This window comes from Mesorhizobium sp. ArgA1, from assembly GCF_053714375.1.
Genome location: NZ_JBSKBQ010000003.1, coordinates 309,944 through 324,592, shown reverse-complemented (window position 1 = coordinate 324,592; position 14,649 = coordinate 309,944). Strand labels below are relative to the sequence as shown.

The 14,649-nt window shown below is 63.7% G+C and carries 15 protein-coding genes; 11 read left to right on the top strand and 4 right to left on the bottom strand.

The genetic code is table 11. From position 1 onward, the window contains the following. Window positions 1-2: 2 nt before the first annotated feature. The 6 genes from sufC to ACWGTI_RS11350 all read left to right on the top strand — a co-directional run bounded on the left by sufC (window position 3) and on the right by ACWGTI_RS11350 (window position 4,789). On the top strand, window positions 3-758 hold the full coding sequence (sufC, locus tag ACWGTI_RS11375; protein WP_454587189.1) for a Fe-S cluster assembly ATPase SufC: 756 nt from the start codon (window positions 3-5) through the stop codon (window positions 756-758). Between the two features lie 25 nt (window positions 759-783). Beyond that, a complete protein-coding gene (gene sufD / locus ACWGTI_RS11370) occupies window positions 784-2,052 on the top strand; it encodes a Fe-S cluster assembly protein SufD (protein ID WP_454587188.1) in 1,269 nt (422 codons plus the stop codon). Window positions 2,053-2,136: 84 nt separating this feature from the next. Then, the gene (locus ACWGTI_RS11365; RefSeq protein ID WP_454587187.1) at window positions 2,137-3,378 is read left to right on the top strand and encodes a cysteine desulfurase; all 1,242 of its coding nucleotides are present in this window, start codon (window positions 2,137-2,139) and stop codon (window positions 3,376-3,378) included. 5 nt (window positions 3,379-3,383) lie between these two features. Beyond that, window positions 3,384-3,779, top strand: coding sequence for an SUF system Fe-S cluster assembly protein (locus ACWGTI_RS11360; protein ID WP_454587186.1), 396 nt, complete (start codon window positions 3,384-3,386; stop codon window positions 3,777-3,779). Window positions 3,780-3,874: 95 nt separating this feature from the next. Then, window positions 3,875-4,261: a Fe-S cluster assembly scaffold SufA gene (gene sufA / locus ACWGTI_RS11355; protein WP_023759793.1), complete on the top strand. Its 387-nt coding sequence runs from the start codon at window positions 3,875-3,877 to the stop codon at window positions 4,259-4,261. Window positions 4,262-4,270: 9 nt separating this feature from the next. Beyond that, window positions 4,271-4,789 (top strand): DUF2199 domain-containing protein, encoded by a 519-nt coding sequence (locus tag ACWGTI_RS11350; protein WP_454587185.1) that lies wholly within the window; start codon window positions 4,271-4,273, stop codon window positions 4,787-4,789. 3 nt (window positions 4,790-4,792) lie between these two features. Here ACWGTI_RS11350 and ACWGTI_RS11345 read toward each other — a convergent pair whose 3' ends face one another. Continuing rightward, the gene (locus tag ACWGTI_RS11345) at window positions 4,793-5,290 is read right to left on the bottom strand and encodes a GFA family protein (RefSeq protein ID WP_454587184.1); all 498 of its coding nucleotides are present in this window, start codon (window positions 5,288-5,290) and stop codon (window positions 4,793-4,795) included. An 89-nt stretch (window positions 5,291-5,379) separates the two neighbouring features. Here ACWGTI_RS11345 and ACWGTI_RS11340 point away from each other — a divergent pair, with 89 nt between their 5' ends. Beyond that, complete coding sequence (locus ACWGTI_RS11340; protein ID WP_454587183.1) at window positions 5,380-5,703, top strand: TfoX/Sxy family protein; 324 nt, start codon at window positions 5,380-5,382, stop codon at window positions 5,701-5,703. A 211-nt stretch (window positions 5,704-5,914) separates the two neighbouring features. Here ACWGTI_RS11340 and ACWGTI_RS11335 read toward each other — a convergent pair whose 3' ends face one another. Both ACWGTI_RS11335 and ACWGTI_RS11330 read right to left on the bottom strand, forming a co-directional pair. Further along, window positions 5,915-6,832 (bottom strand): pseudouridine-5'-phosphate glycosidase, encoded by a 918-nt coding sequence (locus ACWGTI_RS11335; RefSeq protein ID WP_454587182.1) that lies wholly within the window; start codon window positions 6,830-6,832, stop codon window positions 5,915-5,917. Between the two features lie 70 nt (window positions 6,833-6,902). Then, the gene (locus tag ACWGTI_RS11330) at window positions 6,903-7,847 is read right to left on the bottom strand and encodes a carbohydrate kinase family protein (RefSeq protein WP_454587181.1); all 945 of its coding nucleotides are present in this window, start codon (window positions 7,845-7,847) and stop codon (window positions 6,903-6,905) included. Between the two features lie 284 nt (window positions 7,848-8,131). On the opposite strand from ACWGTI_RS11330, the gene recA reads away from it, so the two are divergent. From recA to ACWGTI_RS11310, 4 genes are all read left to right on the top strand, one after another. Then, complete coding sequence (recA, locus tag ACWGTI_RS11325) at window positions 8,132-9,232, top strand: recombinase RecA (protein WP_112561417.1); 1,101 nt, start codon at window positions 8,132-8,134, stop codon at window positions 9,230-9,232. A 272-nt stretch (window positions 9,233-9,504) separates the two neighbouring features. Further along, on the top strand, window positions 9,505-12,171 hold the full coding sequence (gene alaS, locus ACWGTI_RS11320) for an alanine--tRNA ligase (protein ID WP_454587180.1): 2,667 nt from the start codon (window positions 9,505-9,507) through the stop codon (window positions 12,169-12,171). A 10-nt stretch (window positions 12,172-12,181) separates the two neighbouring features. Then, the gene (locus ACWGTI_RS11315; RefSeq protein WP_454587179.1) at window positions 12,182-13,495 is read left to right on the top strand and encodes an SDR family oxidoreductase; all 1,314 of its coding nucleotides are present in this window, start codon (window positions 12,182-12,184) and stop codon (window positions 13,493-13,495) included. Further along, on the top strand, window positions 13,492-13,971 hold the full coding sequence (locus ACWGTI_RS11310) for a DUF2269 family protein (protein WP_454587178.1): 480 nt from the start codon (window positions 13,492-13,494) through the stop codon (window positions 13,969-13,971). The genes ACWGTI_RS11315 and ACWGTI_RS11310 overlap by 4 nt, the downstream gene beginning before the upstream one ends. Window positions 13,972-13,993: 22 nt before the next feature. On the opposite strand, the gene ACWGTI_RS11305 is transcribed toward ACWGTI_RS11310, so the two are convergent. Then, window positions 13,994-14,620: a glutathione S-transferase family protein gene (locus ACWGTI_RS11305; protein WP_454587177.1), complete on the bottom strand. Its 627-nt coding sequence runs from the start codon at window positions 14,618-14,620 to the stop codon at window positions 13,994-13,996. Window positions 14,621-14,649: the final 29 nt, after the last annotated feature.

The window sequence follows — 14,649 nt, the reverse complement described above, 5'->3', positions numbered from 1 at the left end:
AAATGCTTGAGATCAGAAACCTGCATGCCCGCATCGTCGATGACGGCACCGAGATCATCCGCGGCCTCGACCTGACGGTGAAAGCCGGCGAGGTCGCCGCCATTATGGGCCCGAACGGCTCGGGCAAGTCGACGCTGTCCTATATCCTGGCCGGCCGCGAGGACTATGAGGTGACCGAGGGCGACATCCTCTACAACGGCCAGTCGATCCTCGAAATGGACCCGGCCGAGCGCGCCACCGCAGGCATTTTCCTCGCCTTCCAGTATCCGATGGAGATACCGGGCGTCGCCACCATGGAATTCCTCAAAGTGGCGATGAACGAGCAGCGCAAGGCGCGTGGCGAGGAGCCGCTGAAGATCCCGGAATTCCTGAAGCGGGTGAAGGACGCCGCCGCCTCGCTCAACATGGACATGGCGATGCTGAAGCGGCCGCTCAATGTCGGTTTCTCCGGCGGCGAGAAGAAGCGCGCCGAAATCCTGCAGATGAAACTCCTGGAGCCGAGGCTCTGCGTCCTCGACGAGACCGATTCCGGCCTCGACATCGACGCGCTGAAGATCGTCTCCGACGGCGTCAATGCGCTGCGTTCGCCCGACCGCGCCATCGTCGTCATCACCCACTACCAGCGCCTGCTCGAGCACATCGTGCCGGATTCGGTACACGTGCTTTACAAGGGCCAGGTGATCAAGTCCGGCGACAAGTCGCTGGCGCTCGATCTGGAAGCCAATGGCTATGCCGGCGTGATCGGCGAAGCCGCGTGAGATGCCAGAAGGCAAGGCAACACTGATGAATATGCATACACAACCCCAGCGAACGCAGGCCGAAACCGCGCTGATCGACGCCTTCGGCGAGCGGCTGTCGCTGCTGCCGGGCGACGGCGCGGTGATGCTGAAGCGCGACGACGCCATCGAGGCGATCAAGCACGGCCTGCCGACGCGCCGCATCGAATCCTGGCACTATACGGATCTGCGCCGGCTGCTGACTTCGGTGCCGGACTTCGATCCGGCCGCCGCCGCCAAGGCGCTGGCGCCCATCGTCGAGGGCTCCGCAGTGTTGGCCGTCCTGAACGGCGTCTCGAACGCGAAGTTTCCCACGATCGAAGGCGTGACCGTCCATCGCCTGTCGGAAAAGCTGACCGACGGCTCGATTGCGCCCGGCCTCGATCCCTATGGCAGCGATGACGCCATCGGTGCGCTGAACACCGCCTTTGTCGCCGATGGCTATTTCGTCGACATCGCCGATGGCGCGGAACTTGAAAAGCCGATCGAATTGCAGAACCTGCAGGCCGGCGGCCAGCTGCATGTGCGCTTTCCCGTGCGTGTCGGCGCGGGCGCCAAAGCGGCTATCGTCGAGCGCCAGGCCGGCGAAGGCGCAGCACTGGCCAGCTCGGTCAGCCAGCTCGTGCTGGGCGAAGGCGCAGAGGTGACGTGGCTGATCGTGCAGGAACAGCCGGAGACCGCCACGCATCTTGCGCAGTTCAAGGCGCATCTCGGCAAGAATTCGAAGCTGACCGTGTTCTTCATGAATGCCGGCGGCAAGCTTGTTCGCCAGGAGATCGTGGTCAGGACCACTGGCGAAGGCGCTGATTTCAAACTGCGCGGCATCAATCTGCTGGCCGGCGACACCCACACCGACGTCACCATGGTGCTCGACCATGCCGTGCCCCACACCACCTCGACGGAAGTGATCCGTAACGTCGTAACCGGCAAGGCGCGCGGCGTCTTCCAGGGCCGCATCAACGTCCATCAGTACGCGCAGAAGACCAACGCCAAGATGGCCTGCAACACGCTGCTTCTGTCCGACGATGGCGAGTTCTCGACCAAGCCGGAGCTGGAAATTTTTGCTGACGACGTCGTCTGCGGCCACGGTGCGACCGTCACCGAGATCGACCACAACCATCTCTTCTACCTGATGGCGCGCGGCATAGACGAGAAGAGCGCCCGCGGCCTGCTGGTCAAGGCGTTCGTGGCGGAAGTGATCGAGGAACTGGACGACGAGGCGATCGTCGAGGCGCTGGAGACGCGGCTCGACGAGTGGTTCGCAGCGCACGGGTGAGCGCCCGACCTTGGTGGCCTCGCGAAGCGAGGTCGGATGAGGGGTGTTGGAAGGATCGCGGCCTTGGCCGCAAAGGACTTCGAAATGGACCAGAAAGTCGAAAACACCCCCTATGACGTCGAGGCGATCCGCCGCGACTTCCCGATCCTGTCGCGTGAAGTCTATGGCAAACCGCTGGTCTATCTCGACAATGGCGCATCGGCACAGAAGCCGCAGGTGGTGCTCGACACCATCCAGCACGCCTATTCCCAGGAATACGCCAACGTCCACCGTGGCCTGCATTTCCTTTCCAACGCCGCGACCGACGCCTATGAAAAGGCGCGAGAAACGGTGCGCCGTTTCCTCAACGCGCCAAGCACCGACAACATCGTCTTCACCTCGAACACCACCGCCGCCATCAACACCGTCGCCTATGGCTACGGCATGCCCAATATCGGTGAGGGCGACGAGATCGTGCTGTCGATCATGGAACATCACTCCAACATCGTGCCGTGGCATTTCATCCGCGAGCGGCAGGGCGCAAAGCTGGTCTGGATTCCGGTCGACGATCTCGGCGCCTTCCACATCGAGGAATTCGAAAAGCGCCTGACAGCCAAGACCAGGCTCGTCGCCATCACCCAGATGTCGAATGCGCTGGGCACGGTAACGCCGATCAAGGAGATCGTGCGCATTGCGCATGCACGCGGCATTCCGGTGCTTGTCGACGGCAGCCAGAGCGCTGTCCATATGCCGATCGACGTTCAGGATCTCGACTGCGATTTCTTCGTCTTCACCGGCCACAAGGTCTACGGTCCCTCCGGCATCGGCGTGCTCTACGGCAAGAAGGACATTCTGCAGGGCATGCGCCCCTTCATGGGCGGCGGCGAGATGATCGAGGAGGTGACGGAGGATATCGTCACCTACAACGAGCCGCCGCACCGGTTCGAGGCCGGCACGCCGCCGATTGTGCAGGCGATCGGCCTGGGTGCAGCGCTTGAGTACATGGAGAAGGTCGGCCGCGAGCGTATCGCCGCCCATGAGGCCGATCTCAAGACCTATGCCCATGAGCGGCTGCGCGCCATCAATTCGCTGCGCATCTTCGGCGATGCGCCGGGCAAGGGCGCCATCATCTCGTTCGAATTGCAGGGTATTCACGCCCATGACGTGTCGATGGTGATAGACAGGCAAGGCGTGGCGGTTCGCGCCGGAACCCATTGCGCCCAGCCGCTGTTGAAACGCTTTGGCGTAACCTCCACATGCAGGGCATCGTTCGGCATGTATAATACCAGGGCCGAAGTCGATGCTTTGGCCGATGCGCTTGAGAAAGCGCGCAAGTTCTTTGGATGATGACCATGGATGATGCGAGCCACACCACCGAGACCGCCCCGGAAGCAGCTGTCAACAATCCGCTGGTTTCCGCCTCGGCCATTCCCGCCGACGAACTGGCGCGGCTGACCGACGACATCGTCTCGGCGCTGAAGACCGTCTACGACCCGGAAATCCCGGCCGACATCTACGAGCTCGGCCTGATCTACAGGATCGACATCGAGGACGACCGCTCGGTCAAGATCGACATGACGCTGACCGCGCCCGGTTGCCCGGTGGCCGGCGAAATGCCGGGCTGGGTGGAAAACGCCGTCGGTGCCGTCGAAGGCGTCTCCGGCGTCGAGGTCAACATGACCTTCGACCCGCCCTGGTCCCCCGACCGCATGTCGGAAGAGGCGCAGGTGGCGGTGGGTTGGTACTAGGCTGGCGCACTTGCACCAGTGGTAAAACTTCACCATTTTAGGTGAGGAATCATTCGGCAGGCCTTGAACCTGCATGGAATGGAAGAGGAAAAAGAATGGGACGCTTCGCCGTCATCACGATGACCGAAAAGGCCGCCGACCGGGTGCGCGAGATCGTTGCCACCCGCGACAACGCGCATGGCATTCGCCTTGGCATCAAGAAGGGCGGCTGCGCCGGCATGGAATACACGGTCGATCTGGTGACCGAGCCCAACACCAAGGACGACCACATCGAGCGCGACGGCGCCCATGTCTATGTCGCGCCTGAGGCTGCCCTTTTCCTGTTCGGCACCGAGATGGATTTCGAGCAGACGACGCTGCGCACCGGCTTCACCTTCCACAACCCGAACCAGAGTTCGGCCTGCGGCTGCGGCGAATCGGTTGAGCTCAAGCCGGCCGATCTCAAAGCGCTGGCAGAGGCGCGCGCGGCAACCGCTGCTTAACGTCGGGCGATGAGCGCCGAGGCATATCGCTGGCGGTGTGCTTGTTGCGGTGAAGAATTTACCGGTCTTCCGATGGACATGGCGTTCGACGCGCCGGTAAATCCAGATACGTTCGATGACGTTGCCCGATCAACGTTCCGCAAGAACGATGATTTTTGCGTGGTGAGCTACGCCACTGGAGAGACAGACCGGTTTATTCGTTGCTTGTTGCCTTTGCCGGTTCCTCAATTGGCCGACGAGTTCTGTTTCGGCGTCTGGATGTCGGTCTCCGAAAAGAGCTGGAATGTCTACCGAGACGGATATGACAGTGGCCAGTATGAAGAAGAACTCTGTTTTGGCTATTTGATGCACGAGATTCCTGAGTATCCAGGCTCGTTGCTGCTGCATGCCAACGTTGTTTTTCAACCCGGCAATCAGCGTCCAAACGTATACCTACATGACGCGGAACATCCTTTGGTCGCGGCACAATGCGACGGAGTGGATGTGACCCAGGTTGAGCGCTGGGTAGCCCTCACGCATCGCCCTTAAGGCTCACTTCTCCCACATCCCTGTCCGCTTGTGCCAGTCGGCGATAGATTCTTCGGGATAGACGTCGAACACCTTGTCCTTCTTGCCAATCACTGGCTCGACCCAACTCGCTTTGTATTTCAGCATCAGGTGCACCTTTTCCGGCGGTTTCGGCAGTTCGCTGTCGATGGCTGAAGCGAAGGGATGTACCAGCTCCGGCCATGTCGGGTCGTAGAGCCACAGCGCCGAGCCGCATTTCCTGCAGAAATTGCGCTCGCCCGACGAAATCTCGCACGTTGGATGCTCGTCATCCTCGATCTCAGCGCGAAAGACGCCGAGGCTGCGCTTGCCCTTGATCTTCAGTGTCTTGTAGTCGGCGCCGAGATTGATGGCGAAACCGCCGCCGCCCTGCTGCTTGCGGCAGATCGAGCAGTAGCACAGCATGAACGGCACCGGCGTGTGGCTTTCCACCTCGAAGTGGACGGCATCGCAGCGGCAGGATCCTTTGAGCAGAAGCGGCATGGCAAAACTCCGACGGATGGCTCTCAACTTGTCAGCATGATCTTGGTTGCGGCAATGACAAGGCAAGATCGCGATGACATGATTGCGGCATGGACAATGAACGCATCGCCGAACTGTTCGAGGGCCTTGGCCCGGTCTCGATCCGCAAACTGTTCGGCGGCAAGGGCATCTATTTCGACGGCATCATCGTCGCCATCGTGCTGCGTGGCGAACTGCTGCTCAAGGCCGACGAGCAAAGCGCCCCCGACTTCGAAGCGGCCGGTTGCAAGCAGTGGACCTATACCGGCACGCGCCACGGCAAACTGGTCGCGATGCCGTACTGGAGCATTCCCGACAGCGCGTTTGACGATCCCGACGAGATGATTGTATGGGCGCGGCGGGCTTATGAGGCGGGTCTGCGGGCGGGGAAGTGAACCGGTAGCGTCGAGTTCCTTCACACCCCCCTCTGGCCTGCCGGCCATCTCCCCCGCAAGAAGGGGGGAGATCGGATGTCGCATCGGCTTTCGCCAATTTTGAACGTTGAAAGAAAGGCGCGGTCGACCAAGCTGCCAATCTCCCCCCTTGCGGGGAGATGCCCGGCAGGGCAGAGGGGGGTGCTGTCCCGCCGGCGTCGACGGCAGCGCCCTACAGCGCCCTCGCGATCCTCGCCGCCAGCGCCGCATTGTTCTCGACCAGCGCAATGTTGGTCTTGAGGCTCCGGCCGCCCGTCAGTTCCAGTATCTTCCCCAGCAGGAACGGCGTCACCGCCTTTCCCGTCACGTTCTGCGCTTCCGCGGCTTTCTGCGCGGCCTCGATATAGCCGGCCATCTCGCCGGCCGGGATTTCGTCATCCTGCGGCACCGGGTTGGCGATCAGCATGCCGCCGGCGAGGCCCAGCGCCTGCCGCGTTTTGTAGAAGTGGGCGATCTCTTCAGGCTTGTGCAGGGTCAGCGGGGCGCGGAAGCGCGATTGGCGCGACCAGAAGGCCGGCATCGTTTCGCAGCCATGGCCGATCACCGGCACGCCGCGCGTCTCCAGCACCTCCAGCGTCTTTTCGATATCGAGGATCGCCTTGGCGCCGGCCGAGACGACGATGACCGGCGTGCGCGCCAGTTCGTCGAGGTCGGCCGAGATGTCGAAGCTCTTTTCCGCACCCTTGTGCACGCCGCCAATGCCGCCGGTGGCGAACACCTTGATCCCGACCATGTCGGCCGCGATCATGGTGGCGGCGACGGTGGTGCCGCCGGTGCGGCCTTGCGCCACCGCAAAGCCGAGATCGGCGCGCGACAGCTTCATGGCGTCGCCGGTCATGGCGAGCGATTCGCGCTCGCCGTCCGACAGGCCGATCTTGATGCGCCCGGCGACCACGGCGATCGTCGCCGGCACCGCGCCATTGTCCAATATGATCTTCTCGACATTGGCGGCCATTGCGCCGTTGTCGGGGTAGGGCATGCCATGGGTGATGATGGTGCTTTCCAGGGCCACCACGGGGCGGCCGGCGGCGAGCGCCTCGGCCACCGGCGGGTGGATGTCGATGAAGGGTCGGGCGCTTTGCGGGGTCATGACGGTCTCCGATCCGGAGTGCCGCGCGTCCCCTTGGACGTCGCGTTCCGGCGATGGCAATTGGCCGCCCTCATGCCATTTCCCGCGCGTCGGGCACAAGGGCCAGCGCCTCGGCAAAGGTCGCGGCGGTAAAGGCCGGCACGGCATCCGCACTTTCGATGGCGAGCGTTGCCGCAGCCACGCCCTCGCGCAGGGCCTGCCGCAAGGCCAGACCGCGTAGCAGGGCAGCGATGCTAGCACCGGCCAGCGCATCGCCGGCGCCGGTGACGTCGGCGACCTTTCTCGGCGTCGGCGGCAGGATCGAGAAGGCGCCGGCTTCGTCGAAGCCCAGCACCGGGCCATCGCCTGCCGTCACCACGCCACTCCTGAGGCCGCTGCAGCGCAAACCGTCGACGATTTCGCGCTCCTTCGCTTTCGCACTGACGCCGGCCAGCACCACGGCCTCGCGCCGGTTCATGAAGACCTGCGCGAGCGCGTTCAGCACGGGTACCAGCCGCACCACCTTGGCCGGCGAGATAGCGATGGCATAGACCGGCTTGCCGGCGGCGAGCCCCACCAGCCGCTCAAGTGCTGAAGACGGCAGATTGGCGTCGCACAGCACCGCATCGGCCTCGGCAACCACCTCGCGCACCTTGGAGCGGCGGATCTGTTTGGGGAAGGCCAAATCGTAGAGCGCCATATCGGCAAAGCCGGTGATCAGCTCGCCTTCGCGGTCGATCAGCGCCGTATAGCTTGGCGTGGTGCGGTCGAGGAACACCGCCGACAGGTCGGCAATGCCGGCCTCAATGATGGCGCGCGACACCGTCTCGGCCGAGGCATCGCCGCCGCGCACCGACAAAAGCGAGGCCGAGACGCCGCGCCGAACGAGGCTGCGCAGCGCGTTGAAGACGCCGCCGCCGACATCTTCGCGCATGGTGCCGGGGTTGGACGCCGCGGGCACGTAAGGGCCGGACACCTGGCCGCGCCGGTCGATATGGGCGCCGCCGACGGCGAGGATTTTTGCAGATTTCACCATGCCGGCGATATGACCTTTGTTATTCGAGCCGCACAAGCGCTAGGCTGTGCGGCGGAGCTTCGCAGGCAAGCCGGCGATTCGGTCGGAGCCAGACAGCTGGACCGCCTGACCCAATGCGGGATGCATCCCCGAAGCGAAACTACGAGACAAAAAAAGAACAAATCCGGATAAAGATTGTTTTTCAGATATTTGACCCCTCTTGCCAAACGAGAACAAAAAAGGTACAAACTGGGCAGGGATTACGGATTGTCCGGCCTTCATTGACGACCAAGGGGTGATGTATCATGGCTCAGAATTCTTTGCGGCTTGTAGAGGACAAAGCGGTGGACAAATCAAAGGCTCTGGACGCGGCGCTGTCGCAAATCGAGCGCGCCTTCGGCAAGGGCTCGATCATGCGGCTGGGTGCTAATGAGCAGGTCGTCGAGATCGAAACCGTGCCGACCGGATCGCTCGGCCTCGACATCGCGCTTGGCGTCGGCGGCCTGCCGCGCGGCCGCATCGTCGAGATCTACGGGCCGGAAAGCTCGGGCAAGACGACGCTGGCGCTGCACACGGTGGCCGAAGCCCAGAAGAAGGGCGGCATCTGCGCCTTCGTCGATGCCGAGCACGCGCTCGACCCGGTCTATGCCCGCAAGCTTGGTGTCGATCTCGAAAACCTGCTGATCTCGCAGCCCGACACCGGCGAGCAGGCGCTGGAGATCTGCGACACGCTGGTGCGTTCCGGCGCCATCGACGTGCTGGTGGTCGATTCGGTCGCAGCGCTGACGCCGCGCGCTGAAATCGAGGGAGAAATGGGCGATTCGCTGCCCGGCCTGCAGGCTCGTCTGATGAGCCAGGCGCTGCGCAAGCTGACCGCCTCGATCTCGCGCTCCAACACCATGGTCATCTTCATCAACCAGATCCGCATGAAGATCGGCGTCATGTTCGGGTCGCCGGAAACCACGACGGGCGGCAACGCGCTGAAATTCTACGCTTCGGTCCGCCTCGACATCCGCCGCATCGGCTCGGTCAAGGACCGCGACGAGGTCGTCGGCAACCAGACCCGCGTCAAGGTGGTCAAGAACAAGCTGGCGCCGCCCTTCAAGGTGGTCGAGTTCGACATCATGTATGGCGAGGGCGTCTCCAAGACCGGCGAGCTGGTCGACCTCGGCGTCAAGGCCGGCGTGGTCGAGAAGTCAGGCGCCTGGTTCTCCTACAATTCGCAGCGCCTCGGTCAGGGCCGCGAGAACGCCAAACTGTTCCTGCGCGACAATCCCGACACGGCGCGCGAGATCGAATTGGCGCTGCGGCAGAATGCCGGGCTGATCGCCGAGAAATTCCTCGAAAATGGCGGCCCTGAGCGCGGCGAAGACGACGGCTTCGAGGAAGAATCCGGCGCCATGTAGGGCAATGGTCAGAGTTCGGCCATAAATCCAGTCTATTATCTGATGCTTATGTAACCGAGTTCTTAGTTTTGCGTTCCAAACCGCCGGCCTTCGAGCCGGCGGTTTTCGTTTTTGGGCAAGCGTGAAGGCAGCCTGGCAGCTGCCGGATTGGCCCAATTCCGAGTTTCTGGACAGGGTGAAGCCTGCCCGCTAAAAGGCCAAGTCGATCTTCTAAAAAGCAGAGACCAGTTTCCGCCGGCCGTGCCGGCGGTTTTCGCGAAAAGGCAGCAGTCATGAGTGGCGTGAACGAGATCCGGTCGACATTCCTCGACTATTTCCGCAAGGAGGGCCACGAAGTCGTGGCCTCGAGCCCGCTGGTGCCGCGCAACGACCCGACATTGATGTTCACCAATGCCGGCATGGTGCAGTTCAAGAACGTCTTCACCGGTCTCGAGAAGCGGCCCTATTCGCGCGCCACCACCGCGCAGAAGAGCGTGCGCGCCGGCGGCAAGCACAACGACCTCGACAATGTCGGCTACACCGCGCGCCACCTGACCTTCTTCGAGATGCTCGGCAACTTCTCCTTCGGCGACTATTTCAAGGAGCGCGCCATCGAGTTGGCCTGGAACCTGATCACCAAGGAGTTCGGGCTGAACAAGGACAAGCTGCTGGTCACCGTCTATCACACCGATGACGAGGCGGCCGGCTTCTGGAAGAAGATCACCGGCTTCTCCGACGACCGCATCATCCGTATCCCGACCTCGGACAATTTCTGGGCGATGGGTGACACCGGACCCTGCGGTCCGTGCTCGGAGATCTTCATCGACCGTGGCGAGCACATCTGGGGCGGCCCTCCCGGCAGCCCGGAGGAGGATGGCGATCGCTTCCTCGAATTCTGGAACCTGGTGTTCATGCAGTATGAGCAGGTCACCAAGGAAGAGCGCATCGACCTGCCGCGGCCGTCGATCGACACGGGCATGGGCCTGGAGCGCATGGCGTCCATCCTGCAAGGGGTGGAGAGCGTTTTTGAGACCGATTTGTTCCGTCATCTGATCGATGCGGCGTCGTCCGCGCTCGGGCAGGGGCCTGACAAGGAGACTGTGGCGTCCTACCGCGTCATTGCCGATCACCTGCGTTCCTCTTCCTTCCTGGTGGCCGATGGCGTGTTGCCCTCGAACGAAGGCCGTGGCTACGTGCTGCGCCGCATCATGCGCCGCGCCATGCGCCATGCGCAGCTGCTCGGCGCCAAGGAGCCGCTGATGTGGAAGCTCGTGCCGGCGCTGGTGCGCGAGATGGGCCAGGCCTATCCCGAACTGCTGCGCGGCGAACAGCTGATCACCGAGACGCTGAAGCTCGAGGAGACACGCTTCCGCAAGACGCTGGTGCGCGGCCTCGGTTTGCTCTCCGAGGCGACCGAGACGTTGCATGCTGGCGACATGCTGGATGGCGAGACCGCCTTCAGGCTCTACGACACGTACGGCTTCCCGCTCGATTTGACGCAGGACGCGCTGCGCCAGCGCAGCATCTCGGTCGATCTTGCCGGCTTCACCCATGCGATGGAGCAGCAGAAGGCCGAGGCACGCAAGCATTGGACCGGGTCCGGCGAGGCCGCCACCGAAACGGTGTGGTTTTCCGTGCGCGAACAGACCGGCGCCACCGAATTCCTCGGCTACGAAACTGAAGCTGCGGAAGGCCTCATCCAGGCGCTGGTCAAGGACGGCAAGACCGTCGACAGCGCTGGCAAGGGCGATGCGGTGGCGGTCGTCGTCAACCAGACGCCGTTCTATGGCGAGTCCGGCGGCCAGATGGGCGACACCGGCGTGATCTCAGGCGAAGGTTTTTCGATCGAGATCTCCGACACGCAGAAGAAGGCCGACGGGCTGTTCGTGCATCTGGGCAAGGTGGCGAGCGGCTCGGTCAAGACCGGTGCATCTGTCGAACTGAAGGTCGACCATGCACGCCGCACCAGGCTGCGCGCCAACCATTCGGCGACGCATCTGATCCATGAGGCGCTGCGCGAGGTGCTGGGCACCCATGTCGCGCAGAAGGGCTCGCTGGTCGCGCCCGAACGCCTGCGCTTCGACATTTCGCACAACAAGCCGATCTCGGCCGAAGACCTCGAAGAGGTCGAGCGCATGGCCAACGAAATCGTCGTCCAGAACAGCCCGGTGACGACACGCCTGATGTCGGTCGACGATGCCATCGCCGAGGGCGCCATGGCGCTGTTCGGGGAGAAATACGGCGACGAGGTGCGCGTCGTGTCGATGGGCACCGGCGTGCACGGCGCCAAGGCCAATCGGCCCTATTCTGTCGAGCTCTGCGGCGGCACTCATGTCCGCGCGACCGGCGATATCGGTCTTGTCCGCGTCGTCTCCGACAGCGCGGTCGCCGCCGGCGTGCGCCGCATCGAGGCGCTGACCGGCGAAGCCGCGCGCAAATATCTCGACGAGCAGGACAGACGCCTGAAGGCGACGGCGGCAGTGCTGAAGATTTCGCCTGCCGACGTGCCGGGGCGTGTCGAGACGCTGCTCGAGGAGCGCAAGAAGCTCGAGAAGGAGCTGAGCGAAGCGCGCAAGAAACTGGCGCTGGGCGGCGGGTCGCCCGCCGATGCGCCGGCTGCCAACGAAACCGTCGCCGGCGTCGGCTTCCTCGGCAAGGCGGTCTCCGGCGTATCGCCGAAGGATCTGAAGCCGCTGGCCGATGCCGGCAAGACCTCGCTCGGCTCCGGCGTGGTCGTGTTCGTTGGCGCGGGCGAAGACAACAAGGCAAGTGTCGTGGTCGCTGTCACCGACGACCTCGTTAGCCGCTTCAGCGCGGTCGATCTGGTGCGCGTGGCTTCGGCAGCGCTCGGCGGGCAGGGCGGCGGCGGCCGGCCCGACATGGCGCAAGCCGGCGGCCCGGATGCCTCGAAGGCGAATGATGCCATCGCCGCGGTCAAGGCGGCGCTGGAGGCAGCCTGAAAGCCACCCCATGCCCGATAGTCCCCGCAAGAAGGTGCTCGTCCTCGGCGGCTACGGACTGATCGGCGAAGCCGTCGTCGGCCGCTTGGCTCGCGACGGGCATCAGGTGATTGGCCTTGGCCGCGATGTGCAGGACGCAGAGCGGCGCTGGCCGGCGGTGCGCTGGATCGCGGCCGACATGGCGTTGCTGCTTGCCGCTGAGGACTGGCTGCCGCTGGTCGCCGGTATGGATGCGGTGGTCAATGCGGCGGGCGCCCTGCAGGACGGCCCGCGCGACCGTCTCGACGCCATCCATCGCGGCGCGGTAGTGGCGCTTGTCGCGGCCTGCGAACAAGCCGGTATCTGGCATTTCATACAGATTTCGGCAATCGGCGCCGATCTCGCCTCGCCGGATCTTTTCTTCAGCACCAAGGCGCAGGGCGACAAGGCCGTCGCAGATTCTTCGCTGGAGTGGACCATGCTGCGCCCGGGCCTGGTGATTGCGCCCGCCGCCTATGGTGGGACGGCGCTTTTGCGCGCTCTTGCCGCTTTTCCCGGTTTTGTCCCTGCCGTCATGGCGCGTCAGCCGGTCCAGACCGTCGCGGTCACCGATGTTGCCGAGGCCGTGTCGCGCGCGGTTGCCGGATCGCTGCCGCCGCGTCTGTCCGTCGATCTCGTCGAAACCGATGCGCAATCGCTGGCCGATGTGCTGGTTGCGTTCCGCGCGTGGCTCGGCCTGCCGCCGGCCCCTGTGGTGCCGATGCCATCCTTTCTCGGCCGGATCGCGGCTGTTGTTGCCGACGTTCTCGGCCTGCTCGGCTGGCGATCGCCTTTGCGCAGCGCGGCCCTGGCCGCGCTGGCGCGCGGCGTGACCGGCAACGCCAGGTCGTGGAGCGAGATTTCCGATCATCCGCTGCATCCGCTGGAGTCAACGCTGGCCGCCATGCCCGCCCATGTTCAGGAGCGCTGGTTCGCGCGGCTCTGGCTGCTGAAGCCAGTCGTATTCGGCTGCCTCTCGCTGTTCTGGCTGGTCTCCGGCATTGTCGGGTTTGCCAGGCAGGATGCTGCTGCCGGCATTCTTGTCTCGCATGGCCTGTCGCCCACGCTGGCGCTCGGAATGGTTCTTGCCGGAAGTGTTGCCGACATCATTGTCGGCGCCGCTGTTCTCGTGCGGTCCTTGGCGCGCCTTGCGTTGCTGGGGATGATCGCCATCACCTTAGCCTATCTTGGCGTAGCAACCGCGCTTGCGCCCGATTTGTGGCTCGATCCGCTGGGAGCTATCGTCAAGGCGGTACCCTCGCTTTGCCTTGCCCTGGTGGCGTTGGCCATCTTGGACGAGCGATGAACCTCTGGGCCGATCTCCTGCGCTGGGCGCATATCATCGGCGCCACGGTCCTGTTCGGCACCGGCGCCGGCATCGCCTTCTTCATGCTGATGGCGCAGCGCACCGGCCGTGCCGAACTCGTTGCCCATGTCGCCGGCACCGTCGTCATCGCCGACACCATTTTTACCGCGACCGCCGTCATCGTGCAGCCCATCACCGGCGTGCTGCTGGTGCAGGCCGTGGGCTGGCCGCTTTCCGAAGGCTGGATCGTGCTGTCCCTGCTGCTCTATGTCGTGACCGGCCTGTTCTGGCTACCGGTGGTCTGGGTTCAGATCCGCATCCGCAACCTGGCGCGGCAGGCGGTCATCGACAACACACCGCTGCCCCTTGAGGAAAAGCGCCTGTTTCGCATCTGGTTAGCGTGCGGCGTCCCGGCATTCGCCGCCGTTCTTGCCATTCTGTGGCTGATGTCGACAAAGCCCGAGATAGGCTTCTAGCCCATCGACTTTGCAGCGCCGCTCAATCGGCCTTTTCGGTCATGGCAAAGGCTTTTCTGGCAGCAATTCGCTCCCACCAGGCGTGGATATCAGCAAATTCAGCGAGCAGATTCTGCCCTTCGGGAACTTTGAGGAAATAGGCGATGATGGACGCCGCGTGCAGATCGGCCAACGTCAGCTGATCGCCGAGCAGCCACGGCCCGGGCGCTTTGAGGGAGGCAAGCACCCTGAGCACCGTTTCGGCCTGGCGCAGTCCGTTGGCGATCAGCGCCTCGTCGGGCGCTGCGCTCTCCAGCCGCTCGACGGCGACATCCCAGACCATTGACCTGTAGCCATAGGCGTCGAGCATGCCGATGATCTGGTTCATGCGCGCGCGGCCGCGCGGGTCCTTCGGCCGCAGCGCCGGGCCGTCGAACGCCTCGTCGACATAGCGGGCGATAGCACTGGTTTCGAACAGGCGAAAACCGTCATGCTCGAAGGCCGGGATGCGGCCAAACGGGTGATGTTCCAGATACCAGGCTGGACTACCATCGGCAGCGAAGATATCGACCGGCACAAGCTCGTAGTCGATACCCTTTTCCGCCAGCGCCAGGCGCACGATGCGGACATAGACGCTGTAATCGGCGCCGTAGAGGATCGGCCTGGTCATCGATCAGCCCCTCGTTCTGCCCAAAAAGA

What these genes read in the sequence shown, in the direction of transcription:
- ACWGTI_RS11315 (WP_454587179.1), top strand. Translation starts at nt 12,182, where the DNA reads ATGCCCGATAGTCCCCGCAAGAAGGTGCTCGTCCTCGGCGGCTACGGA.
- ACWGTI_RS11345 (WP_454587184.1), bottom strand. Translation starts at nt 5,290, where the DNA reads ATGCCGCTTCTGCTCAAAGGATCCTGCCGCTGCGATGCCGTCCACTTC.
- alaS (WP_454587180.1), top strand. Translation starts at nt 9,505, where the DNA reads ATGAGTGGCGTGAACGAGATCCGGTCGACATTCCTCGACTATTTCCGC.
- ACWGTI_RS11340 (WP_454587183.1), top strand. Translation starts at nt 5,380, where the DNA reads ATGGACAATGAACGCATCGCCGAACTGTTCGAGGGCCTTGGCCCGGTC.
- ACWGTI_RS11335 (WP_454587182.1), bottom strand. Translation starts at nt 6,832, where the DNA reads ATGACCCCGCAAAGCGCCCGACCCTTCATCGACATCCACCCGCCGGTG.
- ACWGTI_RS11360 (WP_454587186.1), top strand. Translation starts at nt 3,384, where the DNA reads ATGGATGATGCGAGCCACACCACCGAGACCGCCCCGGAAGCAGCTGTC.
- recA (WP_112561417.1), top strand. Translation starts at nt 8,132, where the DNA reads ATGGCTCAGAATTCTTTGCGGCTTGTAGAGGACAAAGCGGTGGACAAA.
- sufC (WP_454587189.1), top strand. Translation starts at nt 3, where the DNA reads ATGCTTGAGATCAGAAACCTGCATGCCCGCATCGTCGATGACGGCACC.
- ACWGTI_RS11310 (WP_454587178.1), top strand. Translation starts at nt 13,492, where the DNA reads ATGAACCTCTGGGCCGATCTCCTGCGCTGGGCGCATATCATCGGCGCC.
- ACWGTI_RS11365 (WP_454587187.1), top strand. Translation starts at nt 2,137, where the DNA reads ATGGACCAGAAAGTCGAAAACACCCCCTATGACGTCGAGGCGATCCGC.
- sufD (WP_454587188.1), top strand. Translation starts at nt 784, where the DNA reads ATGAATATGCATACACAACCCCAGCGAACGCAGGCCGAAACCGCGCTG.
- sufA (WP_023759793.1), top strand. Translation starts at nt 3,875, where the DNA reads ATGGGACGCTTCGCCGTCATCACGATGACCGAAAAGGCCGCCGACCGG.
- ACWGTI_RS11350 (WP_454587185.1), top strand. Translation starts at nt 4,271, where the DNA reads ATGAGCGCCGAGGCATATCGCTGGCGGTGTGCTTGTTGCGGTGAAGAA.
- ACWGTI_RS11305 (WP_454587177.1), bottom strand. Translation starts at nt 14,620, where the DNA reads ATGACCAGGCCGATCCTCTACGGCGCCGATTACAGCGTCTATGTCCGC.
- ACWGTI_RS11330 (WP_454587181.1), bottom strand. Translation starts at nt 7,847, where the DNA reads ATGGTGAAATCTGCAAAAATCCTCGCCGTCGGCGGCGCCCATATCGAC.